The sequence below is a fragment of the Roseibium sp. AWQ4_290 genome (assembly GCF_056160985.1).
This window is the reverse complement of sequence record NZ_JBSWYG010000013.1, coordinates 125448-150353: the sequence shown is the minus strand read 5'-3', so window position 1 is coordinate 150353 and position 24906 is coordinate 125448. Positions and strand designations below refer to the sequence as shown.

The 24906-nt window shown below is 60.1% G+C and carries 19 protein-coding genes; 12 read left to right on the top strand and 7 right to left on the bottom strand.

From position 1 onward, the window contains the following. The first annotated feature begins 113 nt into the window (after positions 1-113). Both fabB and fabI read left to right on the top strand, forming a co-directional pair. Positions 114-1337 carry a beta-ketoacyl-ACP synthase I gene (fabB, locus tag ACXAH0_RS14770; protein ID WP_475192418.1) on the top strand — a complete coding sequence of 408 codons (1224 nt, stop codon included), beginning with the start codon at positions 114-116 and terminating at the stop codon, positions 1335-1337. A 10-nt stretch (positions 1338-1347) separates the two neighbouring features. Continuing rightward, positions 1348-2160 (top strand): enoyl-ACP reductase FabI, encoded by an 813-nt coding sequence (gene fabI, locus ACXAH0_RS14765; RefSeq protein WP_475186163.1) that lies wholly within the window; start codon positions 1348-1350, stop codon positions 2158-2160. Between the two features lie 469 nt (positions 2161-2629). On the opposite strand, the gene ACXAH0_RS14760 is transcribed toward fabI, so the two are convergent. Beyond that, positions 2630-3052 (bottom strand): nuclear transport factor 2 family protein, encoded by a 423-nt coding sequence (locus tag ACXAH0_RS14760; protein ID WP_475186160.1) that lies wholly within the window; start codon positions 3050-3052, stop codon positions 2630-2632. 116 nt (positions 3053-3168) lie between these two features. Beyond that, positions 3169-3327 (bottom strand): hypothetical protein, encoded by a 159-nt coding sequence (locus ACXAH0_RS14755; protein WP_475192471.1) that lies wholly within the window; start codon positions 3325-3327, stop codon positions 3169-3171. Here ACXAH0_RS14755 and ACXAH0_RS14750 point away from each other — a divergent pair. Beyond that, positions 3277-3945, top strand: a complete 669-nt coding sequence (locus tag ACXAH0_RS14750; RefSeq protein WP_475192469.1) for an AraC family transcriptional regulator — start codon at positions 3277-3279, stop codon at positions 3943-3945. The two genes, ACXAH0_RS14755 and ACXAH0_RS14750, sit on opposite strands and share 51 nt — an antisense overlap. A gap of 377 nt (positions 3946-4322) precedes the next feature. Here ACXAH0_RS14750 and mutS read toward each other — a convergent pair whose 3' ends face one another. Beyond that, a complete protein-coding gene (mutS, locus tag ACXAH0_RS14745) occupies positions 4323-7031 on the bottom strand; it encodes a DNA mismatch repair protein MutS (RefSeq protein WP_475192416.1) in 2709 nt (902 codons plus the stop codon). 234 nt (positions 7032-7265) lie between these two features. On the opposite strand from mutS, the gene ACXAH0_RS14740 reads away from it, so the two are divergent. The 3 genes from ACXAH0_RS14740 to ACXAH0_RS14730 all read left to right on the top strand — a co-directional run bounded on the left by ACXAH0_RS14740 (position 7266) and on the right by ACXAH0_RS14730 (position 14328). After that, complete coding sequence (locus ACXAH0_RS14740) at positions 7266-9548, top strand: NADP-dependent malic enzyme (RefSeq protein WP_475186154.1); 2283 nt, start codon at positions 7266-7268, stop codon at positions 9546-9548. Positions 9549-9845: 297 nt separating this feature from the next. Further along, positions 9846-13403 (top strand): protein kinase domain-containing protein, encoded by a 3558-nt coding sequence (locus tag ACXAH0_RS14735; RefSeq protein ID WP_475192413.1) that lies wholly within the window; start codon positions 9846-9848, stop codon positions 13401-13403. Positions 13404-13437: 34 nt separating this feature from the next. Continuing rightward, positions 13438-14328: an SDR family oxidoreductase gene (locus tag ACXAH0_RS14730; RefSeq protein ID WP_475192411.1), complete on the top strand. Its 891-nt coding sequence runs from the start codon at positions 13438-13440 to the stop codon at positions 14326-14328. A 51-nt stretch (positions 14329-14379) separates the two neighbouring features. Here ACXAH0_RS14730 and ACXAH0_RS14725 read toward each other — a convergent pair whose 3' ends face one another. Genes ACXAH0_RS14725 through ACXAH0_RS14715 form a run of 3 tightly spaced genes read right to left on the bottom strand, consistent with a single transcriptional unit; the run spans position 14380 to position 17309 of the window. After that, positions 14380-15714 carry a TfuA-like protein gene (locus ACXAH0_RS14725; protein ID WP_475192409.1) on the bottom strand — a complete coding sequence of 445 codons (1335 nt, stop codon included), beginning with the start codon at positions 15712-15714 and terminating at the stop codon, positions 14380-14382. Further along, positions 15711-17036, bottom strand: coding sequence for a YcaO-like family protein (locus ACXAH0_RS14720; RefSeq protein ID WP_475192407.1), 1326 nt, complete (start codon positions 17034-17036; stop codon positions 15711-15713). Before ACXAH0_RS14720 ends, ACXAH0_RS14725 begins: the two co-directional genes overlap by 4 nt. Before the next feature lie 9 nt (positions 17037-17045). After that, on the bottom strand, positions 17046-17309 hold the full coding sequence (locus ACXAH0_RS14715) for a hypothetical protein (protein ID WP_475192405.1): 264 nt from the start codon (positions 17307-17309) through the stop codon (positions 17046-17048). Between the two features lie 346 nt (positions 17310-17655). Between ACXAH0_RS14715 and ACXAH0_RS14710 the strand changes: the two genes are divergently transcribed. The 3 genes from ACXAH0_RS14710 to trpB all read left to right on the top strand — a co-directional run bounded on the left by ACXAH0_RS14710 (position 17656) and on the right by trpB (position 20687). Next, positions 17656-18561, top strand: a complete 906-nt coding sequence (locus ACXAH0_RS14710; protein ID WP_475186134.1) for a GGDEF domain-containing protein — start codon at positions 17656-17658, stop codon at positions 18559-18561. A 234-nt stretch (positions 18562-18795) separates the two neighbouring features. Continuing rightward, positions 18796-19440 carry a phosphoribosylanthranilate isomerase gene (locus ACXAH0_RS14705; protein WP_475186130.1) on the top strand — a complete coding sequence of 215 codons (645 nt, stop codon included), beginning with the start codon at positions 18796-18798 and terminating at the stop codon, positions 19438-19440. A 41-nt stretch (positions 19441-19481) separates the two neighbouring features. After that, positions 19482-20687, top strand: coding sequence for a tryptophan synthase subunit beta (trpB, locus tag ACXAH0_RS14700; protein ID WP_475186173.1), 1206 nt, complete (start codon positions 19482-19484; stop codon positions 20685-20687). A 207-nt stretch (positions 20688-20894) separates the two neighbouring features. On the opposite strand, the gene ACXAH0_RS14695 is transcribed toward trpB, so the two are convergent. Next, a complete protein-coding gene (locus tag ACXAH0_RS14695) occupies positions 20895-21131 on the bottom strand; it encodes a hypothetical protein (RefSeq protein WP_475186127.1) in 237 nt (78 codons plus the stop codon). 315 nt (positions 21132-21446) lie between these two features. On the opposite strand from ACXAH0_RS14695, the gene trpA reads away from it, so the two are divergent. The 3 genes from trpA to ACXAH0_RS14680 all read left to right on the top strand — a co-directional run bounded on the left by trpA (position 21447) and on the right by ACXAH0_RS14680 (position 24892). Further along, positions 21447-22280: a tryptophan synthase subunit alpha gene (trpA, locus tag ACXAH0_RS14690; RefSeq protein WP_475186125.1), complete on the top strand. Its 834-nt coding sequence runs from the start codon at positions 21447-21449 to the stop codon at positions 22278-22280. A gap of 119 nt (positions 22281-22399) precedes the next feature. Beyond that, complete coding sequence (gene accD / locus ACXAH0_RS14685) at positions 22400-23374, top strand: acetyl-CoA carboxylase, carboxyltransferase subunit beta (protein WP_475186122.1); 975 nt, start codon at positions 22400-22402, stop codon at positions 23372-23374. Positions 23375-23575: 201 nt separating this feature from the next. Continuing rightward, complete coding sequence (locus ACXAH0_RS14680) at positions 23576-24892, top strand: bifunctional folylpolyglutamate synthase/dihydrofolate synthase (protein ID WP_475192401.1); 1317 nt, start codon at positions 23576-23578, stop codon at positions 24890-24892. Positions 24893-24906: the final 14 nt, after the last annotated feature.

Below are 24906 nucleotides of genomic sequence, written 5' to 3'. Positions count from 1 at the left end.
AATCGAATTTTGGCCGGTGTTTCTGTTCTTGGGAACGCCGGTTTCCGTATTATGATAAGGCTCAGGCGAATGCGAACATACCGCTTGTGCCCAATAGAAAGTAGGAGACCGCAATGAGACGCGTTGTCGTCACCGGTATCGGAATCGTGTCATCCATCGGATCGAATGCAGAAGAAGTGCTGTCCAGCCTTCGCGAAGGCAAGTCCGGGATCAGTTTTGCACCCGACTATGCCGAGCATGGCTTTCGCAGCCAGATCCACGGTATGCCGGATGTCGACATCCCGTCCCTGATCGACAAGCGCCAGCTGCGCTTCATGGGTGACGGTGCGGCCTATAACTACATTTCCATGCAGCAGGCAATTGCCGACAGCGGTCTTGAGGACAGTGATGTGTCCAACCCGCGGACCGGCCTGATTATGGGCTCGGGCGGGCCGTCCACCAAAAACCTGTTCCAGGCGCACCAGATCGTTCTGGAAAAAGGCTCGCCGAAGCGCATGGGCCCGTTCATGGTGACCCGGGGCATGAGCTCAACCAACTCGGCCTGTCTGGCGACCCCTTTCAAGATCAAGGGCATCAACTATTCCATCACCTCAGCCTGCTCCACCTCCGCCCATTGTATCGGCGCGGCCACCGAGCAGATCCAGTTTGGAAAACAGGATGTGATGTTTGCCGGCGGCGGCGAGGAACTGGACTGGACCCTGTCCTGCCTGTTCGATGCCATGGGGGCCATGTCCTCCAAATATAATGACACACCGCAAACCGCCTCCCGCGCCTATGACGCGACCCGCGATGGCTTCGTCATTGCCGGCGGCGGCGGCGTTGTGGTTCTGGAAGAGCTGGAACATGCCAAGGCGCGCGGCGCGAAGATCTACGCCGAAGTGACCGGCTATGCCGCCAATTCCGATGGCTATGACATGGTGGCTCCGTCTGGCGAAGGCGGAGAGCGCTGCATGCGCCTTGCCATCGAAACCCTTGGCGAGCGCAAGGTCGACTATATCAACACTCACGGCACCTCCACGCCGGTGGGCGATATCGGCGAGATCGAAGCGATCCGCCGGGTCTTTGGCGACAACCAGCCGCCGGCCTCCTCCACCAAGTCCCTCACCGGCCACAGCCTGGGCGCGACCGGTGTTCAAGAAGCGATCTACTGCCTGTTGATGCTGCAGAACGACTTCATGACCGCGTCCGCCAACATTGCCGAGCTCGATCCGGCCCTGAACAAGGACGAGATCGTGACGGAGCGGGTGGACGATGCCGGCCTCGACACGGTGCTGTCCAACAGCTTCGGTTTTGGCGGCACCAACGCCTCCCTTGCATTGTCGCACTACCACGGCTGAGGAACCATACATGTCCGATCTTATGAAAGGCAAACGCGGCCTTGTGATGGGCGTTGCCAATGACCACTCAATTGCCTGGGGCATTGCCAAGACACTTGCTGACCAAGGTGCCGAGCTGGCTTTCACCTATCAGGGAGAGGCGTTCGGCAAACGCACCAGGCCGCTGGCCGACTCCGTTGGCTCCGAGCTGCTTCTGCCGTGTGATGTGGAAGACAGCGCGTCCATTGATGCGGTGTTCGACACGTTGAAAGACAAGTGGGGCAGCATCGACTTTCTGGTCCACGCCATCGCCTTTTCCGACAAGGCGGAACTGCGCGGCAAATATGCCGATACGACGCGGGAGAACTTCACCCGCACCATGCTGATCTCGTGTTATTCCTTTACCGAGATTGCCCGGCGTGCGGCGGATCTGATGCCCAATGGCGGTTCCATGGTGACGCTGACCTATGGCGGCTCCACCAAGGTGATGCCGAATTACAACGTTATGGGAGTTGCCAAGGCAGCGCTGGAATCCTCGGTGCGTTATCTGGCGGTCGACTATGGCGAACAGAATATCCGCGTGAATGCGATTTCCGCCGGCCCGGTGCGCACCCTGGCAGGGTCCGGCGTGTCCGACGCCCGGCTGATGTTCAATTTCCAGAAACGCAATTCGCCGCTATGCCGGACAGTGTCCCTGGACGAAATCGGCGGCACAGGGCTTTATCTCCTGTCCAGCCTGTCGGGCGGCGTGACCGGCGAGGTGCATTTTGTCGACAGCGGCTACAACATCATGTCCATGCCGCGTCTGGAAGAGCTGAAGGTTCAGGAAACCAAGTCCGATTGATCCGATGCAAGGTTACAGACTAAGAAAAAGGCGGCTCACGGGCCTAGCCCCTCACCTAAATGTGGGCGTGCAGTCAAAGATTAAGCCGAACCCTTTTGTCCAGAGGGCATGTCGGGGTTCGGGCATGCTTCAATAATTTGAAACAAGTAAGAATCTGTGACTTCCATGGCCCTGCGCCAGTATGAACGCAAATCGCCCGCTTCGCGCCCGCAAATTGATCATTCACCAGTGCTCGAGCTTGTCATGAAAGCCGCCGTTTGTTGTACGAGAACTGGGTAGTCGTCGCGACGTGAACGAACGGCAGCAAAGCGGACGAAGCTGCCGTTCGTCCTCCCCGAGGCAATCGCGGCTTTGGGCTGTAAGCGGACTGTCCGCTTACGGGTGGCTGCGATCGAAAATTGCCATTTTTCGTGGCACAGTCGATGAGAATGCAGCTGCGCCAGCAATGAGACGAAGCCCGTTTGCGCTCCTATGCGGGCATCGTTCTAGACCCCAGATCCCGATCTTCCTGCTCGCCACTAAGAAGTTGGGTCAGTTCATCGACAAGGCTGATGCGGTTGCCGCAAAACTGATAATAGGCGATCACCCTGAAACGAATTCGTTCGCCGTTCCTTTTTACCGCCTCGGCAATATGCACCGTTGCCGCCGAAACGCCGTCCGTTACGAAATGCTCGAAATTGACACTTCCCGATGAAATCGTTCCTTGAAGGGCCTGATGATGCGTGAGAAATTCGTTATAGTCGAGTTGCTTGCCGTCAACCCGCTGGACGTAGTCAGGCGTCAAAAATTCAGCAAGATCATCCTGCTTGGTTTTTGGATTCATGAATACTGCGAACACTCGTTGCAAAAGATCGTATGCTTCGCTCGGCGTCATTGCTTTATCGGTCGTCATGGGGTCACCATTATAAGCTGTGTTTCCAGTGTAAGATGACATTAGCCTTCTGATTGTTGCGCCACTAACGTAACAAAGCCATTCAATACGGTTTCGAGGCCATGTTTGACGTTCTTTCAGCGCTTTCTCAGTTCACCTCTTGTGGAGGTCCAGTCATACTGGCCGTTCGACAGGAGCAGGCGGATCGGCGACAGACTGACAGACACAGCCATGAGCAGGGCCAACTGCTGGGCACCCTGCGGGGCGTGATAAGCGTGGGCACGGATCAAGGCCATTGGATTGTTCCTCCCGTCAACGCTGTCTGGCTTCCTCCGCATGCTGAGCATTGGCTTACGTCTTCTGGCGCGTTTCGCGGCTGGAGCGTCTATGTGGCAAAGGAGGCGTGCGCAACACTGTCAAACTCCGTACGCGTCATAAGTCCTTCGGGACTCCTTCAGGAGGCGGTAGCGCGCGCGGCCACTTGGAAAGCCCCCCCGTCAACTCAAGCACAGGGGCATATTACGGGCGTCATACTGGACGAGATCGCCTCGACGCCGGAAGAGCCGTTCAGCTTGCCGATGCCGTTGGATCCCCGGTTACAGAAAATTGCTCGCGCTCTGGCGGACGATCCCTCCGAACGGCGGCCTATGAAAGCGTGGGCGGCGTGGGCGGGTGTAGCGCCACGCACGCTCAGTCGGCGTTTTGTTCTGGAGACCGGCCTCACATTCACGGCCTGGCGTCAGCGGTCGCTCCTGCTGAGATCGGTGGAAATGTTAATTGAGGGGCGACCTGTCACTACAGTCGCGTTTGATCTTGGTTACGAAACGGTCAGCTCATTTATCGATTTGTTTCGAGAGCACTTCGGGACGACACCCGGACGATATCTGAAGCGACCCTCCGGTCCCTGTCCTTAGAGAAGGTAACGAAGGCCTTTCACATCGAAGTCGGGCATTCGGCAACAGCGGGGTCTGTTTCCTTACCCTTGACCTCCGTTTATGGAGCGGTTGCTAGCAAGGGATGAGCTGTTATTCACCAATGGCCCCTTTGGGGCGCAAAGCTCACGTTCGAACGCTCCGCAGCACTGCTGGTCAATTTGGGCTCCAAGCAGACTTTCGCCGCAGACTGATCGACCCTCCCGTTGGGCCGGGAAGCGTTTACGAACCTCTCTGGCGCAAATGTCTGCGTCGCTAAACGCCGCCGGAGCCGCTTTGCTTGCAACCACACTTAGGGTCGGGGCTGGGCTCACGGGCCGCCTTTTTTGTTTTCAGCCTCAGGCTGGATTTGACCTGCTCTACTCCGCAGTCTTCAGTGTCTTCAGCCGGTAGAGCGTATCAAGGGCTTCTCTGGGGGTCAGGTCATCCGGATCAATCTCTGACAGGGCCTCCCGCACCGGGTCCGGCGCGCTTGGCCCTGCGCCGGGTGGCGGCGGGGCGAGGCTGGCAAAGAGGGGCAATTCATCAATCAGTGTTTCGGCCGGTGCGCGCCGGTCCTGCTCTTCCAGCTGGCTGAGGACCTGCTGGGACCGTGCGACGACCGTGGCCGGAAGCCCGGCCAGTTTGGCCACCTGAATACCGTAGGACCTATCAGCCGCGCCGGGCACGATTTCATGGAGGAAAATCACCTCCCCGTTCCATTCCTTGACCGATACCGTGGCATTGGACAGCCGCTTCAGCTTGGCCGAAAGCGCCGTCAGCTCGTGATAGTGGGTCGCAAAAAGGGCGCGCGACCGGTTGACCTCGTGCAGATGTTCAATCGTGGCCCAGGCGATGGAGAGCCCGTCAAAGGTGGCGGTGCCCCGTCCGATCTCGTCCAGAATGACCAGGGAGCGGTCCCCCGCCTGATTGAGAATGGCGGCGGTCTCGACCATTTCCACCATGAAGGTGGAGCGGCCGCGGGCCAGATCGTCGGCGGCCCCGACCCGGGAAAACAGCCGGTCGACCACACCGATATGGGCAGACTGGGCCGGGACGAACGAGCCCATCTGGGCAAGGACGGCAATCAGCGCGTTCTGGCGCAGGAAGGTGGATTTACCGGCCATGTTCGGGCCGGTGATCAGCCAGATACAGCCGGTATCCTGCCCGGTTTTCGGACCAAGCTCCGCATCATTGGCCACAAAACTGTCGCCGCCGGAGCGTTTCAGGGCGTGTTCGACCACGGGATGACGGCCGCCCTTGATGTCAAAGGCCCGGCTGTCATCCACCTGGGGCCGCGCATAGCTTTCTTCCTGGGCAAGCTTTGCAAGCGCGGCAGAGACATCGAGAAGGCTCAGGCCCTGGGCTGCGGCCTTGATGGCCTCGCCCGCTTCGATGATTGCCTGGGCCAGCCGGTCAAAAATCTCCAGCTCGATGGCGAGGGCCCGTTCCCCCGCACTTGCGATCTTGGACTCCAGATCCGCAAGCTCGGTGGTCGTGAAGCGCATGGCGCCTGCCATGGTCTGGCGGTGAATGAACCGGGCGGGATCGGCGGTCAGTTTGTCGGTCTGGGCTGTCGGTGCTTCGATGAACCAGCCCAGCACATTGTTATGTTTGATCTTCAAGGAGCGCAGGCCGAGTTCTTCGGAATAATCCGCCTGCAATTTGGCAATCACCTTGCGGCTTTCGTCGCGCAGGGCCCGCAATTCGTCAAGATCGGCGTGGTAGCCGCCTGCAATGAACCCGCCATCACGTTTTAAGAGCGGTGGCTCGTCCTTGATGGCGGCAACAAGCTCTGCGCCCAGATCATGGGGGGCCTGATCAAGGCTTGCCCGCGCAGCCGCAATTTCGGCCGGAATGGCATCATGGTCTGTCTGGTCAAGCACGGCGCGTGCGGCCGCCAGACCTTGGGCGATGGACAGAATATCGCGGGGCCCGCCCCGGTTGAGCGCGATCCTTGCCAAGGCCCGGGCCATGTCCGGAGCGCCTTTCAAGGTCTGGCGCAAGCCTTCGCGCATCAGCTCCTGGTCGAGGAAAAACGCCACGGAATCATGGCGGTGCTGGATGGCCTCCACATTGACCAGTGGTCCGGCAAGACGGCTTGCCAGCAGTCTTGAGCCACCGCCGGTCACCGTGCGGTCGATGGTCGCCAGCAGGGACCCCTGCTTTTCGCCCGAAAGTGTGCGGGACAGTTCCAGATTGGCCCGGGTGGCCGGGTCAATCAGCATGCGCCCGGCCCCGGCCTCGCGCACGGGCGGGTCAAGCGGCGGGCGCTCGCCCAGCTGGGTCCGTTCCACATAAGACAGGATGCCGGCGGCAGCCGCCAGTTCCGCCCGGCTGAACGTGCCAAACCCGTCCAGCGTCTTGACGCCGAAATAGTGGGCCAGCCGGTCGGCAGCGGTGGCGCTGTCGAAAAAGGCCCGTGGAACCGGGGACAAAGCCCCGCCGGACTGTTCGGCGGTCAGGCGCAGCTCGGCCTCCTGAAGCAGGCTGTCCGCCAGGATCAGTTCGCGCGGGGCCACCTGGGCCAGATCGGCAGCCAGCCGCTGGTGGTCGGTTTCCGCGACCTGGAACGAGCCGGTCGACATGTCGATCCAGGCCAGCCCATAGACCGCATCGCCGGTCAAAGACCCGCCCTTCAACCGGGCCAGCGCCATCAGATAGTTGTTCGCGCCCGCATCCAGAAGGCGTTCTTCTGTCAGGGTGCCGGGGGTCACCAGCCTGACCACGTCCCGCCGGACCACGGATTTGGAGCCGCGCTTTTTGGCTTCGGCCGGATCTTCCGTCTGCTCGCAGACCGAGACGCGATGTCCCTTGGCGATCAGCTTTTGCAGGTAATCGTCGGCAGCATGCACCGGCACGCCGCACATGGGAATGTCATCGCCCTGGTGCTTACCGCGTTTGGTCAAGGTGATGCCAAGGGCCTTGGACGCCACTTCCGCATCTTCAAAGAACAACTCGTAGAAATCGCCCATCCGGTAGAACAGGAGACTGTCCGGATTGGCGGTCTTGATTTCAAGAAACTGGGCCATCATCGGCGTGACCTTCTGGTCGGCCGGGGCTTGTTTTTGCGCGCTTTGTCCACTCATGCCTGATTGGTAGATCAACGGGGATTCAAGGGAAAGCGCTCGGGACGGAATAAGGGGATCGATCCAAAGGGAAATGTGCTTGTTCCCGCTTTCCACCAGACCTGACTGATTGCAAACGGCAGCCTGCAGGAAGGGGAGAAACGGGCTTCGGGACGGCTTGAGCTTTCTTTTCAAGTCTATATGGTCGAAGTCCAGCCCCGTTAAGTGGCGCGATCAAGAGGAAACGCCCGCACCATGTCCGCCGACAAATCTTCATCCAAAACCAGCGTCAGCTTCACAGATTCCGAAGCGCTGCAATTCCACCAGCAGGGCCGTCCCGGCAAGCTGGAAGTCACCCCCACAAAGCCCATGGCCACCCAGAGGGATCTGTCGCTCGCCTATTCGCCGGGGGTGGCAGTGCCGGTGCTGGCGATAGCGGATGATCCAAGCCGGGCCTATGACTACACCACCAAGGGCAATCTGGTGGCGGTGATTTCCAATGGCTCGGCCATTTTGGGGCTCGGCAATCTGGGGGCACTCGCCTCCAAGCCTGTGATGGAAGGAAAGTCGGTCCTGTTCAAGCGCTTTGCGGATGTGGATTCCATCGATCTGGAAGTCGACACGCAGGACGTTGAGGAATTCATCAATTCGGTGCGTTATCTCGGCCCGTCCTTTGGCGGCATCAATCTGGAGGACATCAAGGCGCCGGACTGTTTCATCATCGAGCAACGCCTGCGTGAATTGATGGATATTCCAGTCTTCCACGACGATCAGCACGGCACGGCGATCATCGCCGCAGCAGGGCTTTTCAATGCCCTGCACCTGACCGGGCGGGACATGAAAACCACCAAGGTGGTGTGCAACGGGGCCGGTGCGGCGGGGATTGCCTGTATCGAACTGGTCAAGGCCATGGGCGTGCCCCATGAGAATGTAACCCTTTGCGACACCAAAGGTGTGATCTACAAGGGCCGCCCGGAAGGCATGAACCAGTGGAAGTCTGCCCATGCCATCGAAACTGGTGACCGTTCGCTTTATGACGCCATGAAAGGCGCGGACGTCTTTTTCGGTGTTTCGGCGAAGGGGGCGTTGACTCCGGATATGCTGCGGGTCATGGCGCCCAATCCGATCATCTTCGCCATGGCCAATCCGGATCCGGAAATCACGCCGGAAGAGGCCGCCGCCGTGCGTGATGATGCCATTGTGGCCACCGGCCGGTCCGACTATCCCAACCAGGTCAACAATGTGCTCGGCTTTCCCTATATTTTCCGGGGCGCGTTGGATGTGCATGCCACCACCATCAATGACGACATGAAGGTGGCCTGCGCCCGGGCCCTGGCCCAGCTGGCCCGGGAGGAAGTGCCCGATGAAGTGGCTGCCGCATACCGGGGCAACCGGCCGAAATTCGGGCCGGAATATATTATCCCGGTACCCTTTGATCCGCGCCTGATTTCCACCATTCCGCCGGCGGTCGCCCAGGCGGCGATGGATTCAGGTGTCGCCAAACACCCGATAGTAGACATGGAGGCCTACCGGCACCAGTTGTCGGCCCGGCGCGATCCGATTGCCGGAACGCTGCAGCGGATCTTCTCAAAGGTGCGCCAGCAGCCCAAGCGGGTCGTCTTTGCCGAAGGCGAAGAAGAACCGGTGATCCGCGCGGCGGCGGCCTTTGTCTCCCAGGGGCTGGGCGAGGCGATCCTGATCGGCCGGGAAGATGAGATCCAATCCATGGCTCATCAGGCCGGGGTCGATATCGACCGGCCGGGCATCTCGATCCAGAATGCGCGCCTGTCCGACCGCAACGCGGACTACGCGCAATATCTTTATGGCCGCCTGCAGCGCCGGGGCTATCTGCTGCGCGATTGCCAGCGCATGGTCAATAATGACCGCAACTACTGGGGCGCCATCATGGTCGCCCGTGGGGATGCGGATGCGATGGTCACGGGCCTGACCCGGAACTATTCGGTGGCTCTGGATACGGTCAAGGCAACCATTGATCCCAAACCCGGCCACAGGGTCATCGGTGTCTCTCTCGCCTTGGTGCGCGGGCGCACGGTCCTGATTGCAGATACGGCGGTCATCGACATGCCCACGTCCGAAGAGCTGGCCGATATTGCTGAAGAGGCCGCTCATGTGGCGCGCAAGCTCGGCTATGAGCCCCGGGTTGCCATGCTGGCCTATTCCACATTCGGCCATCCGCGCGGCGAGCGCTCGGAAAAGGTGATCGAGGCTGTCAAGATCCTCGACCGGCGCCGGGTCGATTTTGAATATGATGGCGACATGGCTGCCGATGTGGCCCTGAACATGGACCGCATGGCCGCCTATCCGTTCTGCCGCCTGTCCGGTCCGGCCAATGTCCTGGTCATGCCGGCGTTCCACTCCGCGTCGATTGCTACGAAGATGCTGCAGGAGCTGGGCGGGGCAACGGTGATCGGCCCGCTTCTGACCGGGTTCGACAAATCCATCCAGATCGTTCCCATCGGCGCCAAGGACAGTGAGATCGTCAATATGGCCGCCATCGCGGCCTTCAACGTTTCCTGATCTTTCCAAGGTCAAAGGACCTCTGGAGCCCCGTTCCCGGCCCGGACTGTGCCGGGAACGGGGAGCTTCCAGAGGCCGTTCGCCTTTCCCGGGAGCGTCTCTTACGGTATCCATTTGCTGTCTCTTGGGAAGAGAGGCTGAAAGCTGCGTTTGCTTCTGTAAAAATCGTTCGAAACTTGTCGCGACGAGCTGGCAATTGGTCACTTTTGCCAATAAACAGGAAGGTGGAGAACGCGGGGGCTTAGTCCGGATTGGTTGCGTCCGATGGGTCCATTGTCCGCAGCGGAGTTGAACTTCATGCGCCAGGAGACCTTGCCCCGGATCGGGCCGTATCACCTTTTGAGTGAGATGGGCCGCGGGAATATGGGAATTGTCTATGCAGGCCACCATAAGGACACGGGCCGGCCTGTCGCAGTCAAAACCGTTACATCCCCGGAAGTTTCGAAACTTGCCCAGATCCGGCGCGAGACCAGGGCGCTCGCCCGGCTCGACCATCCAGGTGTCGTCAAGATCCTCGATCACGGGATCTATGAGGGCGGCCCCTGGTATGCAATGGAGCAGCTCAGCGGCACAACGCTTGCCGATGTGATCAAACATCTTTGGGGGGAGGCGGAGCCGGCGGCACCCTCAGAAGACGATGAAGACCCCACACTGGAAACCGAAGGCGTCGATCAGACAATGATGCTGGAGACCGGACCAGGGTTCGTGGCCGCCGCGAACCTGTTACCGGCCGGGATGGCCCCGAGGCTGCAGCGGCCCCAGGCGGCAGCCGGCCGGCTGGCAGACGCGCTTCAGATTGTCCACCATATCAGCCAGACCTGTTCTTTTATTCACGGAGAAGGGATTGTTCACCGGGACTTGAAGCCCTCAAACATCTTCTTGAAAGGTGGCAACCAGCCTGTTCTGGTGGATTTCGGCCTGGTCAGTGACACCCATGGGGGCACTGCCCGGGAGTCTATTGATCAGACGGACAAGTTCGGCGGATCGCCCGCCTTCATGGCGCCCGAACAGATCCGTGGCGACGCCCTGGATGCCCGCTGTGACCTTTATGCGCTGGGCTGTATTCTCTATCTCATGGTCACCGGGCTGACCCCGTTCTCTGGTACGCGGCAGCAGATCCTGGACGGCCATTTGAACCGGGTCCCGGTCAGGCCGTCCGATCTGGTGGCCGGTGTCCCGGAAGCCCTTGAAGAGCTTATTTTGAGCCTGCTTGAAAAGACGCGCGACAAGCGGCTTGGCTATGCGGAAAATGTCGCGCTTGTACTGGAGGAGCTTGGCGCCCGGCCCTGTGCGGAGACCGCTGCTGCCAAGATCAAACCCTATCTCTACCGCGCGTCCTATGTGGACCGGGCCAGGGCCCGCGGGCGCATCACCCAAGGCTTGGAAGCGGCCCGCTCCGCGGCCGGGCAGGTTTTGCTGCTGTCCGGCGAAAGTGGTGCAGGCAAAACCCGGCAGCTGGTTGAATCGGCGAAAGCCGCCTTGCGCAGCGAGATGGCCACGGCAAGCGGACAATGCCTGCCCCAGGGCCTCCCGGGCGTGACCGGTTATGCCGCCGCAAAACCCCTGTCCCCGCTTTTGCCGCTGCTGGATCAGATTGCCGATTATTGCACCGAAGGCGGTGTCGCCCGCTTCAGGGCCATTCTCGGGGGCCATTGCCGGGTGCTGGAGGACTATTCCGACAACATCAAAGCCTGTCCCCTGACGGCGGTCTGGCCGGCGGTGCCGGAACTGCCGATCGAAGATGCGCGCAACCGGCTTTTCAGGGCCTTGAAGGATGTTGTTGCCGCCTATGCCCAGGAGCAGCCGCTGCTTCTGATCCTGGATGATCTGCAATGGGCGGATGAGTTGACCATGGGCTTTTTATCCCATGTGGCCCAGACCGGTCTGGACGCGGTTCCGGTTCTGATCCTTGGCAGTTTCCGATCCGAAGAACGCAACGCGCCTTTGGACACGCTTCTGGAAGCGCCTGCGGTGTGCGAGATTGTGCTGAGCCGCATGGCACGGCCGGAAACCGAAGCCCTCGCAGAAGGTATGCTGGCCGTGCCTGCCCTGCCCCAGTCTTTTGCCGATTTTCTGATGATTCGCAGCAATGGCAATCCGTTTTTCATCGCGGAATATCTGCGCAGCGCCGTGGCCGAACAGGTTCTGACCCGCAGCCCCAAAGGCAAGTGGGTGTTTGCCGGAACCGACCGGGAGCTGGAAACCCGCTACGAGGCGCTGCCGCTGCCGGAGTCCATCCGGGATCTTATCGACATGCGTCTGGCAGGCCTGAGCGAAAAGGCGCGGCAGGCGGCCGATTGCGCAGCCCTGGCTGGGCGCCAGTTCGAGATCGGCCTGATCAGCCAGGTGACCGGCTATGATGAGGAAGCCATGGCCGATGTGATCGATGAGCTGGTTGGCCGGCAGGTTTTGGAACCAGACGAAAACACCGGCTTCCGGTTTCTGCATGATAAGATCCGCGAAGTGGCCGACGGCCTTCTCAAAGCGGATATCCGGCGCAGCTGGCACAAACGGATCGCCGAGACGCTTGACAGCGGGGCAGGCGAGCTGGGCACCCGCGAGCTTCTGGATGGGCGCCTTGGCCGCCATTGGTCAGGCGCCGGAATTTCGGACAAGGCGGTCCATCATTTGCGCCGCGCCGGGGAAGAGGCCCATCGCTACCATGCGGTTGAGGAAGCGACACAATATCTGCAGGCAGCGCTTGCGGAAATCTCCCGGGCGGCGCCGGACCGGGCCACCCGGCCGGCTTTCTTCCGGGATCAGCTGATCGCGCTGAATGAAAAGCTGGCTGATCTCCTGATGCTGAAACGGCGGCACGCAGATGCCCGCGCGGCTCTGGAAGAAGCTCTCGCAGAGCCCGGCCTGCCAGCCCTCACTAGGGTCCGTTTGACCCGGATGACCGGCAAGACCTTTGAAGATGCCCACGAGCATGACAAGGCACTGGCCACCTATTCGGACGCAGAAGCCTTGCTGGTTGCCAGCGAGAAGCCGGATGCCGCATGGATGGACGAGAAGATCGACATCAAGCTGCGGCGGCTCTGGGTTCATTACTGGTCCGCAAAGGCGGAAGCGGTCGATGCAGAACTTGCCGAAACGCGCCTTCTGATCGAAGAGCATGGCCGTCCGGCCCATCGCTATGGCTTCTACTTTTCCCAGATCTTGAGCCGGTTGCGCCGCCAGCGCTATCAGGTGGATTCTGAAACGGTTCAGCTTGGCACCAATTTGCTGGCGGCTGCCATGGAGGCTCAAGGGGAAGCGGATATTGCCTTTGCCCAGTTCGAGCTTGGCTTTCTGCTGCTCTTTGCCGGGGAGCTAGAGGCAGCGGAGCCCGAATTACAGTCTGCCTTGACCATGTACCGGGCCATCGGTGAAGCAAGCGGGGAAACCCGGGCGCTTTGCTATCAGACCATTCTGTTCCGCCGCATGAAGCGGGTTGCGGAGGTTGAAACCCTTGCCCGCGAACTGGAAGACCGGGCCAGGGCGGACCGGATGACCGATTATGTCGGGATTTCCCATGCGCTTTCGGGCTGGGCCGCGCTCAAACGCGGGGACCTGGAAGGGGCCCGCAAAAAGACGCGGGATGCCCAGGCGTGCTGGGACAGCCTGTCCTTCATTTATTCCATGCAGTGGACCGGCCTATTGACCGGCCTTCATCTGGCGGTGTCCGGCAAAGATCCGTCTGAGGCGGCCAAAACGGCGGAGCAGCTATTGCACCCGGTGCAGATGAAATTGCCGGACCGCATCAACGATGCGCTCACAGACGCCGTTGCAGCTCATGAAGCCTTGCAGGATCAGGACGTGATCCGGCACGCGCAAGAGGCGCTGCGGGCGGCTGAAGAGCTTGGATTTCTGTAACGTGTTTCCACCTTTTTGAACTGGAGAAACTGGAATGATCCTGGTAGTTGGCGCAACCGGAGTGTTGGGCTGGGAGATTTGCAAGAAACTTGCCGCATCCGGAAAACCGGTGCGGGCCTTGGTCCGGCCGGACAGCAATCCGGAGACGGTTGCGGCTTTGTCCAAGCTCGGTGTGGAGACCGTGCTGGGAGACCTCACTGACAAGGGATCGCTGGCGGCGGCCTGCAAAGGCGTCAAGGCGGTCATTTCCACGGCAACGTCCGTTGGGATGCGCAAGGAAAGCGACAGTTTTGAAACGGTCGACCGCCAGGGGCAGCTGGACCTGATTGAGGCGGCGGAACAGGCCGACGCCACTCAGTTCATCTACCTGTCCTTCCCACCGTTTGCCGGTGATTTTCCACTGCAGACGGCCAAGCGTGCGGTGGAAGCCCGGCTTGAAGCGTCCAGCCTGGCCCACACGGTTCTGCAACCGCCGCATTTCCGCGAAGGCTGGTTGACGGCCCCGCTGGGTGTCAATCCGGAAACCGGTGCCTTGAAAACCTGTGGCGGCGGCGCGGGCGCGATTTCCTGGATCGCTCTGGAAGACGTGCGTGATGCGGTCTGCGCATCCGTTGACCGGCCGGCGGCTTACAACAAGATCCTGCAGATCGGCGGCGATGAGGCCGTCAGCCAGTCCGATATCATCGCGCGGTGCGAACATCTGGCCGGGCGGTCTCTGGAGCGCGAAGACACACCGCGCGCAGCGCTTGAAGATATGGCTGCGTCCGGTGACCCGCTCCTGAGCACCTTTGCCGGGCTCATGCTTGTCTGTTCGGAAGACGGCTGCGTGATCGACGACAGCGATGCCCGGGAGATCCTGGACTTTGCGCCGCGCCCGTTGAGCGGTTTTCTGGAGCAGCTCGCTGCAGACCTGTCAAAGTCCTGAGGACAAAAGCAAGCTGCGATGAACGCGGTGCATGCTCGGAATGTCAGCGGCTCAAGATTGAGCTGCTGACATCACGAAATGATATTCCCGGGCAAGCGTTTGCAAAAATGCCTGACGGCTGCCGAGACCAAGTCCTCTGAGCAGGCTGTCGAGATGGGCCGGGGCGTCCATCTGGAGGCGCTTCTTGAAGAACCAGGCCACCAGTTCCTGATCGCTCAAGCCTGTTGAGGCCGGATCTGCGGCCTCGCGGCCCGTATCCTTGAGCCAGCGGGCCTTCTGGCGGGCCCGTGCCGCAATGGCACCATATTGGCCAAGGTCCCGCAGCACGTCGGGAAGGGCAGCTTCGATTTCATTTTGTGTTTCCAAGCGCACGCTTTCACTTGCGTGCTCGCGTTTCATGAAGGCGGTCAGGCCGTCCGTGTCGAGTTCCTGCGCCGCCATCCAGGCCTGAATGGCGTCTGGGGCGGCCAGATTTCGCTTCAGGAAATAGGTGTTCAGCACCGCGTCAAAGGACCGGCCTGTGTCCGAAGACCCGCCCCGGCGGCTGGCGCGCAGGGCCAAGGCCCGGGCCATGGCCAATTTTGAAATCTGTTCGAAAACGGGCGGATTGAGCCGGAGTTCTTCAAGCAGATGTTCTGGTGCAAGCTCCTCCCCAGCGGGTGGGTTCGCCTGGCGGATCATCCGCTCCCAGGTGTCCGTGTGTTCAAAGGCATAGGTAACCGTTTTCGGCCGGACGTCTCCCACCGCAAAGGCAGCCACCTCTTTGAGCAGGTCCAGTGCATCCTGCCGTTTGAGATCAACGGCACCGGTGGAGAGCCAGTCACGCAGGCGGTTTACCGTGTCCGCATCGGCAAGGTGCTGGGCGGCGGCCACCACGGCCCGGTAAGACCTTTTGGAGAAATGCAGGGCTTTCATCGCCTGGATCAGCCCGTTCTTCAGCTCAGCCGGGATGACCGTGTCCTGAACGGCTCGGTCCAGTGTGGCCCTGATATTGACCATTGCTTCGGACAGCACCGGATACCCCACATCCGCTGGGCCATGGACGATGGCAACTTCGTCGTCATCCTCCAGCAGCTCATCACGGAACCACTCAAAACAGGTTCCGATCCCGGTCATACCGAAATCAGCGAGTTCAGCAGCCCGCAGGGCGCCCATGCTGGCCGCGCCGAACACATGCACACCCTGGCTCATGGCATAAAGGATTTCCTTGTGCCAGACCGCAGGCACCTGCTCGAAATGCCCGTCAATGATGCCAATGATCCGGGCACCGTTTTCAACGGCACGGTAGAGATCCCCTTGAGAGACCGGCGGCAGATACTGCGCCGCCAGCTCTTTGGCGGCTGTTGCCACCGGCAAGGTCGGGCCTAGAAAAATGACCGGTTTCATGCCTGTGCTGCCGCCTTGATCCGTTGCAGTTCCGCCCGTGCCCGCGCGCCGGGCATGGCACCGGGCGCTTCATGAATGCCTTCCAGACCGGGCACCACCATGCGCACAACCTCAATGCCCGGCACCAGTCCGCCGAGATTGACCGCGACGGCTTGGTCTATCCCGGCCTTTTTCAAAAGGCTGACCTGCAGCTCCACGTCGCTGGCCAGACTGGTCGTCTGGAATGTTTCCACATCCTGGAAGCTTTGGCACGGTGTTTCGGCCAGCTGCAGGATGTGGTTCTGATGGCGGCGCACAAGCTCGGGATTGCGGGCGGCCTTGAAGAAATCCCGGTGCGCATCGTCCCGGGCCCCGGCAATATAGGTCAGGCGGGTTTGCGCCGCCTCGGTCAGGGCGCGCAGCAGGGCAATTTCTTTCGACGCATGGCAGCCGCTGCCGATGCTGGAATAGACGGCCCCCAGATGATTGGGGGTCTTGTCGGCTATGAGACAATAAAACACGGGCAATCCGATGTCGCTGGCAATCGACCAGACACCGACATGCTGCTGGGCGTCCTCAAGCAAGGCAAGCGCATTGCGGCAAAGATCGTCATCAATCGTGGTCAGATCGATGCCCCGTGCCGGATTGCCGGAGCCGCCACTGACCATCCACAGCGTGATCGCGTCCCGCTCGACCAGTTCGCAGATCGCATGGCTGGCCGCTTCCAGTGGGTGATTGCCGCTGGCGAGCCCGTTGGAATTCATCTGCAGCGCGCCGCTCGCCTGGGGCAGGGGAAAGGAATAGTTCGTGTGCACCATCTCATAGGGCACCCAGATGCGCTCACCGGAGAGGAGATCTTCCCCCTCGCACCACAAGACGGGCCGCTGGGGATCGAACCGGGTACTGGAAACCTGCGGCAACCTGGCGACATCGGCGACCGGCCCGACGTCGCGCATTTCGTTGAGATGGGCAAGACGCAAGGGCAGTTTCACATGTTCGGCATGATAGCCTTCAATTGACTCCATCAAGCCGGACGCCTTTGCGGCGGCCAGGTCCAGCCCCTTGCCCTGCGATACGGAAAGAGATCTAGAATTGGGCCGGTAAACCGCGATCACCGGAAGCCCGATCGTGTCCAGCCCGGTTATATTGGCAACCCGGGTGATGCCAAAGCGTTTAAGGTGCGGCCGGATTTTCTCAACGGTCTCTTCCGGGGCAATCAGCCGGTGGGTGCCCCGCGTATGGACTTTGCCGGTGTCCTGTGAGCCTAGATCAAAAAGCCGGGGTCCTTGGGAAGGATCCCGGCCAGGGCCGTCAAGCTCATCCTGGTGGGAGGAGAGCGTCATGATGGAAACTTAGTAGCCGCCTTTCATGACGTCGAGATTCAGCAGAAAGCATGTGGCGGGCGGCATGATGGTAAGGTCTGTTTCGCCTGGGACTTCAGGAATGCTCGCAGCTGCAGCACCATTTACAACAAGGTGTTTAACGCGATCATTTTCGCTCACCTTATATTTTTCCATTGATTTCCAAGTAGCCGCCGGAATGTGATAATAATCCTCCCCAAAAACAATCAGGATATCTTGTTTGTATACGGGGTTTTCATCTGAAGTAGACGACATTCTCAACTCCTGATCTATATTGGTGATTCTATCAACTTATGACTATCAAAACATGTCATAAATATCAACCATTCCAAATGAAAAGAAACTAGATCAGGGTTAAAATTTCGTAATCCCATTGCGGGGCGTCTAGCCTATCAGACTTATTATTTACTACTAATATCTGGAAATGACGGTTCTTTATAGGATTTGGTAAGTTACAATGTCATAATTGTCGAGGCGAAGCGGGAAGCTTGGGAAAGTTGAGACAGGGGGCGTTTTGTTGCTGACGAAGAGGGATTCGAGTTCGGCCCAGGGAAGCGGCTCCCCGGACGCGGTGTCAGGGACAAGCGAGATAGCAGGCTTCATGATAGCAGATGACATTACTATTGATGGCGACCAGACATTGGTCGCTGACGACGAAGAGGGGAACCGGTCACCGGACCTCAGCCGGCGCCCAGGTATTGTTTTTGTCAACGGGCAGGATGCCGGGCAGTCCTTTGTTCTTGACCGGCCGCATACGGTGATCGGCCGCGCATCACGCTGCGAGATCAGGGTACAGGAAAAGGATGTCAGCCGGCGCCATGCCCTGTTCGACCTGTCGATGAACGGCGTGCAGATTGTCGATCTCCGGTCCCGCAACGGGGTCTTTGTGAATGAAAGCCGGGTTCAGCGCTGCTATATCAAGCATGGTGATATCATTCGGCTTGGCGGTGATTTGACCTTGCGCTTTTCCTGGCTGTCCTCCACGGAAATCGCATTCTTGGAGGAAATGTATGATGCGGCCGTCTTCGATCCACTGACCAACGCCCATAACCGGCGCTATTTTGGCAATGTCCTGACCCGCAGCGCTGAACAGTATGTCTCGGGGGGCCGGGACATGGCGCTTCTGATAGTCGATCTCGACAATTTCAAGAAGCTGAACGACACGTTTGGCCACCAGGTCGGCGATCAGGCCCTCTATCATGTGGCGTCTTTGATCCGCTCTGAGATGGGGGAAGCCGATACGGTCTGCCGGTTTGGCGGTGAGGAATTCGCTATCCTTCTGGACCGGGACGACCATGCCGAAGCGCTTCAGGTGGCGGAAGCCATCAAGAACACGGTTGAAGATAACCCGCTTGTCTCCGGGGGGGTCAGGATTGGCATGACGGTGTCCATCGGAGTTGCCATGATGCGTGAGGTCAATGGTGACCCGGATGCCGTTTTCGCCCTGGCCGATGCCAGAATGTATGCGGCAAAAGAAGCAGGCCGGAACCAGATCCGCTTCGCATAGGGTTCGAACCGTAGGCAGGGCAGCAGCCTTCAGCCTCAAAGCCTCGTTTAAAGTCCCTTGCGCTGTGCTGGCCGCAGGCTTTGAAACCGGCGAACGCCCTCGCGGGGATGGGCGGCAAGAGATCGGCATGTGACCTGTGGAACCACGCTTTAAAGTGGCATAAGGGAAATTTGCTGGATCAGGCGGCAAATCGCCTTTTGACAAACCGCTTCCCAGCGGCGATACCTCGATCCCATGTCTGATATTCACGTCAAGATCTGCGGTCTGTCGACCGAGGAGACCATGGAAGCCGCACTCGAGGCCGGCGCGGACATGGTCGGGCTGATGTTCTTTCCCAAGAGCCCCCGGCATGTGTCGCTGACCCAGGCCTGCAAGCTGGCCGATATGGCGCGCGGCAAGGCGGAGATCGTGGCGGTGACGGTCAACATGGATCCTGACGGCCTGTCGCGCATCCGCGAGCTTGTCGATCCGGACAGTTTCCAGTTCCATGGAGAGGAAGCCCCGGAAGCGCTGGCGGCCGCCAAGGTCATGCATGGCAAGAAGGTCATCAAGGCGCTCTCCGTCGGCGAGCAGGAAGATCTGGAACGGGCCGAATATTATTCCATTGTGGCGGACTGGCTGCTGTTTGATGCCAAACCGCCCAAAGGGTCGGAGCTTCCGGGGGGCAACGGCGTGTGCTATGATTGGACACTTCTTAAAACCTTGAATTTGAAAAAACCGTTCCTGCTATCCGGCGGGCTCGACCCGGACAATGTTGGCGAGGCAATCCGCCAGAGCGGCGCCCGGGCCGTCGATGTCTCCTCGGGCGTGGAGCGGGACAAGGGCGTCAAGGACGCAGAGCGAATTCGCGCTTTTGTGGCAGCTGCCAAAAGCGCCTGATTTCCGGCGGGACCGGGTGAAGGAGTAAACGCGTGAACGATATGGCGAACAGTATCCGGACCGGACCGGACGACCGTGGCCATTTTGGCATTTTCGGCGGCCGTTATGTGGCCGAAACCCTGATGCCGCTGATCCTCGACCTGGAACAGCATTATAAGGACGCCAAGCACGATCCGGCCTTTCAGGCCGAGATCGAGACGTTGAACACGCATTATACCGGCCGTCCCTCGCCGCTCTATTTCGCCGAACGCCTGACGGAAGAGCTGGGCGGTGCGAAGATCTACTTCAAGCGGGACGAGCTGAACCACACGGGGTCCCACAAGATCAACAACTGTCTCGGCCAGATCCTTCTGGCCAAGCGCATGGGCAAGACCCGCATCATTGCGGAGACCGGCGCCGGGCAGCACGGGGTGGCAACGGCCACCGTCTGCGCCCGTTTCGGCCTGCCCTGCGTTGTCTATATGGGCGCGACCGATGTGGAACGGCAAAAGCCGAATGTGTTCCGCATGAAGCTGCTGGGCGCCGAAATCGTGCCGGTAACAGCCGGGGCGGGCACCTTGAAGGATGCCATGAACGAGGCACTGCGGGACTGGGTGACCAATGTGGAGGACACCTATTACCTGATCGGCACAGCCGCTGGTCCCCATCCCTATCCTGAAATGGTTCGCGATTTTCAATCTGTGATCGGCAAGGAATTGCGTGAGCAGATGCTGGAAGCCGAAGGCCGCCTGCCGGATGCTCTGGTGGCTGCTGTGGGCGGGGGGTCCAATGCCATAGGCCTGTTCCACCCGTTCCTGGATGACAAGGACGTCAAGATCTATGGTGTAGAAGCTGGTGGCCGCGGGCTTGTGGGTGAAGAACATTGCGCCTCGCTGACGGCTGGAAAGCCGGGCGTGCTTCACGGCAACCGCACCTATCTGCTTCAGGATGATGATGGCCAGATTTTCGAAGGCCATTCGATTTCCGCCGGCCTCGACTATCCCGGCATCGGGCCGGAGCATTCCTGGCTCAAGGAGATCGGCCGGGTGGAGTATGTGCCGGTGATGGACAGTGAAGCGCTGGACGCGTTCCAGCTGCTGACCCGTGTTGAAGGCATTATCCCGGCGCTCGAACCAGCCCACGCCCTTGCTCATGTGGTCAAGCTGGCTCCGCAGATGGACAAGGATCAGATCCTGGTCATGAACCTGTGCGGCCGTGGCGACAAGGACGTGTTTGCCGTTGGCGAAATGCTGGGCTTTGACATGTAGAAACCCTGTTGGTTTCAGCAGTTTGCTTGAAAAAGCCGCATGCTCTTGGCACGCGGCTTTTTTGATGCACCGGCCAGACCGGTATCCACTTTAAGGCAGGCCGCGTTTCACCTGAGTTGCCTCTCGCTTCCCGATAACAAAGAGGACACCGCAAAAGACAAAACGATCCGCAGTCATGAGAACGTGGCGTGTGCTTGCTGGAAGGCTCTAACGCCTTTCCGGATTGCGGGGTGCGATTGGTTTGGCCGTCAAAACGGCCTGAAGCAACTGGTAGCGCCCGCGCGCATCCAGCTGTCTGGCTTGTTGCAGCAGGGCAGGTTCGGTGTGATCGATGGGGCGATTGCCGGCGACCTGCTGGGACATGCTGGTCTTGATGTCTTGCACCCGCCGCCAGATCTGCTCATGCAGCGGAGGGGGCGTAGGTTCAAAAAGTGAATGGGCCATTTACAGCTCCTTGTGTGTGTGGGAGCTAACATAGACGCACCTTGTGCGCTTTTCCAGCCTATATTTTTGCAGGTCTGCTAGTCCGTCATTGCATTGCCCTTTTGCCGGGGTCTGACCGTGCCGATAAACCTCCAAACCGGTAAGACGGGTGTCTGTCTGATAAGACTGGTATGCGTCCAAGGCACGGCACGTCCTTGGCAAAAGGAGGGCTTTTGGAGGTTCTTGATTGACATAAGCTGGCCCGCTCCCCTACATCGCACAGGGTTTGAACTGGAAACGCAAGGGCCGCCTTCACTGCGGCAAGGGTGATACTGAATGACGGAAACGCGTATCGACCGCCGCTTCAAGGCTTGTGCCGAGGCTGGCCGGCCGGCTCTGGTGACCTTCGTCACGGCGGGGGATCCCGACCTTGAGACCTCCCAGGCGGTTTTGAACGCGCTTCCCGCAGCCGGGGCTGATGTGATCGAGCTCGGCATGCCGTTTTCCGATCCGATGGCCGAAGGCATTCCGATCCAGCTCGCCAACCAGCGGGCTCTGGCCGCAGGCCAGACCATGGACAAGACGCTGGAAATGGTGCGCCGGTTCCGCGACCAGGATCAGGACACCCCGGTCATTTTGATGGGCTATTACAATCCGATCTATGTGCGCGATCCAAAGCAGTTCGTGGAGATTGCCCGGGATGCGGGCGTTGACGGGTTCATCATTGTCGACATTCCGGCCGAAGCTGACGACGAGCTCTGCCTGCCCGCCCTCGAAGCCGGTCTCAATTTCATCCGCCTGGCCACTCCGACCACCGATGACAAGCGTCTGCCGGCGGTTCTGGCCAACACGTCCGGTTTCGTCTATTACGTCTCCGTAACCGGCATTACTGGTGCCAAGATCGCCGATACCGGCCGGGTCGCAGAAGCGGTCACCCGCATCAAGAGCCATACGGATCTGCCGGTGGCGGTCGGATTTGGTGTGAAGACCGCCGAACAGGCCGCCGAGATCGGCAAGGATGCGGACGGCGTGGTTGTCGGATCGGTTCTGGTTAATGCCATCAAGGACAGCCTGGACGAGGCAGGCCGGGCGACGGACAAGACCGTGAAAGCGGTGAGCGGCGTTGTGGCAGATCTGGCCGCAGGCTGTGCACGGGCCCGGACGGGCTGACCCGGACGGTTTGAATTAAAGGATTTGCAGCGGACACCTATTTGTTTCCGCGAAGGAACACCGGGCCGGATTGAGAGCCCTCACCCTGGTCATAACTCGAAAAGACGGACACGTTAGACGTGAACTGGATCAACTCTATCGTACGCCCCAAGATCCGCGACCTTTGGAAAAAGCGCGAGGTTCCTGAGAACCTCTGGATCAAGGACCCTGAAACCGGGGAAATGGTGTTTCACCGGGATCTGGAAGCCAATCTCTGGGTGATCCCGAATTCCGGCTATCATATGCGCATTCCGGCGCGCAAACGCGTGGAAGCCTTTTTCGACAACGGGTCCTATACCGATATCGAGACCCCGGGCGTTCAGGCCGACCCGCACAAATTCCGTGATTCCAAGCGGTATACGGACCGGCTGCGCGAAGCCCGGGCAAAATCCGGTGAAGAGGAAGCGGTCATCGTCGCCAAAGGCAAGGTCAATGGCATGGACATGACTATTGGCGTGCAGAATTTCGACTTCATTGCCGGATCGCTCGGTATGGCCGCCGGGGAAGCCATTCTGGCAGGCATGCTGAAGGCGGTTGAAGACAAGACCCCCTTTGTCATGTTCACCTCTTCCGGCGGCGCGCGCATGCAGGAAGGCATCCTCTCGTTGATGCAGATGCCGCGCACCACAGTCGGTGTGCAGATGCTGCGCGAGGCGGGCCTGCCCTATATCGTTGTCCTGACCAATCCGACCACCGGCGGCGTGTCAGCGTCCTATGCCATGCTTGGCGACGTGCATATTGCCGAACCGGGCGCGCAGATCGGTTTTGCCGGGCGCCGGGTGATCGAGCAGACCGTCCGTGAAAAGCTGCCGGAAGATTTCCAGACCGCAGAATATCTGCTTGAGCATGGCATGGTCGACATGGTTGTGCCGCGTCAGGAGATGAAGGAAACCATCGCCCGGATCTGTGGAATTCTGCTGAAACGGGACGTGGAACTGCCGAAGCTGGAAGCGCCGAAACCGCAACCGGCAGAAGAAGCCGAGGCATCGGACGGATCCGGCGGGGATGGCGCCGCCGAGGCAGAAGGCAAAAAGGACGCGGACCCGGTCAGCTGAGCAGGCCGCACGGCCTCTGCACCAGTCTGCCGACTGTCCTATTTGCGGCATAAGCGGGAGAAATCCGGCAGAGCGGCTTGTCAAGCAGGCGGTCATCCCCTAAGGCGATAGAGGGAGGAACGGGCAGCCATCAGAGTTGATGGCGGTGCCCGCCGCAGGCACGTTTAAACTTACAGGACAAAGGACCCTTCGGAGGGCGCTTTGGATCAAGTCACGAAAATCCTGGACAGGCTGCTTGCGCTGCATCCCAAGGAAATCGACCTGTCCCTTGGCCGGATGCACCGATTGCTTGGCGCACTCGGCAATCCGGAAAGGAAGCTGCCGCCAGTCCTCCACATTGCCGGAACCAATGGCAAGGGCTCGGTCACGGCCACCTTGCGCGCGGTGCTGGAAGCCTCCGGAAAGCGCTGCCACGTCTATACATCTCCGCATCTGGTGTCCTTCAACGAGCGCATCCGTCTGGGCACGGATGGGCGGTTCGTCACGGACCCGGTTCTGTTCGACGCGCTCCAGCGCTGCGAGGAAGCCAATGCGGGTGCGGAGATCACCTTCTTTGAAATCACCACGGCAGCCGCCTTCCTGATCTTCGCCGAGCATCCGGCGGATATCCTGCTTCTGGAAGTGGGGCTTGGCGGGCGCCTGGATGCGACCAATGTCATTGACCGGCCGCTGGCGGCGGTGATCACGCCGGTGTCCATGGATCATGAAAAATTCCTGGGCGATGATCTGGCGGCGATTGCGGCGGAAAAGGCTGGCATCATCAAGCAGGGTGTGCCGGTGCTGTCGGCCGAGCAGGCTGACGAGGCTCTTGCGGCGATTGAGCGCCAGGCGGCGCGCTGCCGGGCGCCCATGACCACATTTGGTCAGGATTTTGTGGCCCTGCCCGATCTCGGCCGGATGGTGTTTCAGGATGAGGACGGCCTGATCGACCTTCCGGCCCCCAGCCTTGGCGGCAATCACCAGTTTGCCAATGCGGGTCTGGCTCTGGCAGCCCTGAAAACCGTCGGCCTGCTGCCGGAGGACGACGTGATTGCCAAAGGCCTGAAAGCGGTCAACTGGCCCGGGCGGCTCCATCCCGTCATTCAAGGGCCGCTGGTGGAGATGTGCCCGAAAGGGGCTGAAATCTGGATTGACGGCGGTCACAATCCGGGGGCGGGGGTGTCGATTGCCCGGTTCATGGGCGAGCAGGAGGAGCGCTCGCCGCGTCCGCTCTATCTGGTGTCCGGCATGCTGACCACCAAGGACCCGGTTGGTTTTTTCCGCCCGTTTGACGGTCTCGTGCGCCATGTGGGCACGGTACCGATCTCATCCACGGCGACCGCGAGAACGCCGGAAGAGCTGGCTGATCTCGCCCGCTGCGCAGGCCTGGAAGCAACCCCCTTTCCCTCACTGGACGCGGCGCTGGCAGATGTGGCAGCTTGTGCGCTCAAGGATGGGGAGCCGCCCAGAATTCTGATTTGCGGCTCGCTTTATCTTGCCGGCGAAGCCCTGGCCCGGAACGGAACGCCGCCGGACTGACGCTGCCGCCGGGA

Excerpts from the sequence above, each read along its gene's own strand:
- ACXAH0_RS14730 (WP_475192411.1), top strand. The coding sequence starts at position 13,438 with ATGATCCTGGTAGTTGGCGCAACCGGAGTGTTGGGCTGGGAGATTTGC.
- ACXAH0_RS14720 (WP_475192407.1), bottom strand. The coding sequence starts at position 17,036 with ATGACGCTCTCCTCCCACCAGGATGAGCTTGACGGCCCTGGCCGGGAT.
- ACXAH0_RS14740 (WP_475186154.1), top strand. The coding sequence starts at position 7,266 with ATGTCCGCCGACAAATCTTCATCCAAAACCAGCGTCAGCTTCACAGAT.
- ACXAH0_RS14760 (WP_475186160.1), bottom strand. The coding sequence starts at position 3,052 with ATGACGACCGATAAAGCAATGACGCCGAGCGAAGCATACGATCTTTTG.
- fabB (WP_475192418.1), top strand. The coding sequence starts at position 114 with ATGAGACGCGTTGTCGTCACCGGTATCGGAATCGTGTCATCCATCGGA.
- trpB (WP_475186173.1), top strand. The coding sequence starts at position 19,482 with ATGGCGAACAGTATCCGGACCGGACCGGACGACCGTGGCCATTTTGGC.
- ACXAH0_RS14710 (WP_475186134.1), top strand. The coding sequence starts at position 17,656 with ATGATAGCAGATGACATTACTATTGATGGCGACCAGACATTGGTCGCT.
- mutS (WP_475192416.1), bottom strand. The coding sequence starts at position 7,031 with ATGAGTGGACAAAGCGCGCAAAAACAAGCCCCGGCCGACCAGAAGGTC.
- ACXAH0_RS14725 (WP_475192409.1), bottom strand. The coding sequence starts at position 15,714 with ATGAAACCGGTCATTTTTCTAGGCCCGACCTTGCCGGTGGCAACAGCC.
- trpA (WP_475186125.1), top strand. The coding sequence starts at position 21,447 with ATGACGGAAACGCGTATCGACCGCCGCTTCAAGGCTTGTGCCGAGGCT.
- ACXAH0_RS14755 (WP_475192471.1), bottom strand. The coding sequence starts at position 3,327 with ATGGCCTTGATCCGTGCCCACGCTTATCACGCCCCGCAGGGTGCCCAG.
- ACXAH0_RS14695 (WP_475186127.1), bottom strand. The coding sequence starts at position 21,131 with ATGGCCCATTCACTTTTTGAACCTACGCCCCCTCCGCTGCATGAGCAG.
- ACXAH0_RS14705 (WP_475186130.1), top strand. The coding sequence starts at position 18,796 with ATGTCTGATATTCACGTCAAGATCTGCGGTCTGTCGACCGAGGAGACC.
- ACXAH0_RS14715 (WP_475192405.1), bottom strand. The coding sequence starts at position 17,309 with ATGTCGTCTACTTCAGATGAAAACCCCGTATACAAACAAGATATCCTG.
- ACXAH0_RS14735 (WP_475192413.1), top strand. The coding sequence starts at position 9,846 with ATGCGCCAGGAGACCTTGCCCCGGATCGGGCCGTATCACCTTTTGAGT.
- fabI (WP_475186163.1), top strand. The coding sequence starts at position 1,348 with ATGTCCGATCTTATGAAAGGCAAACGCGGCCTTGTGATGGGCGTTGCC.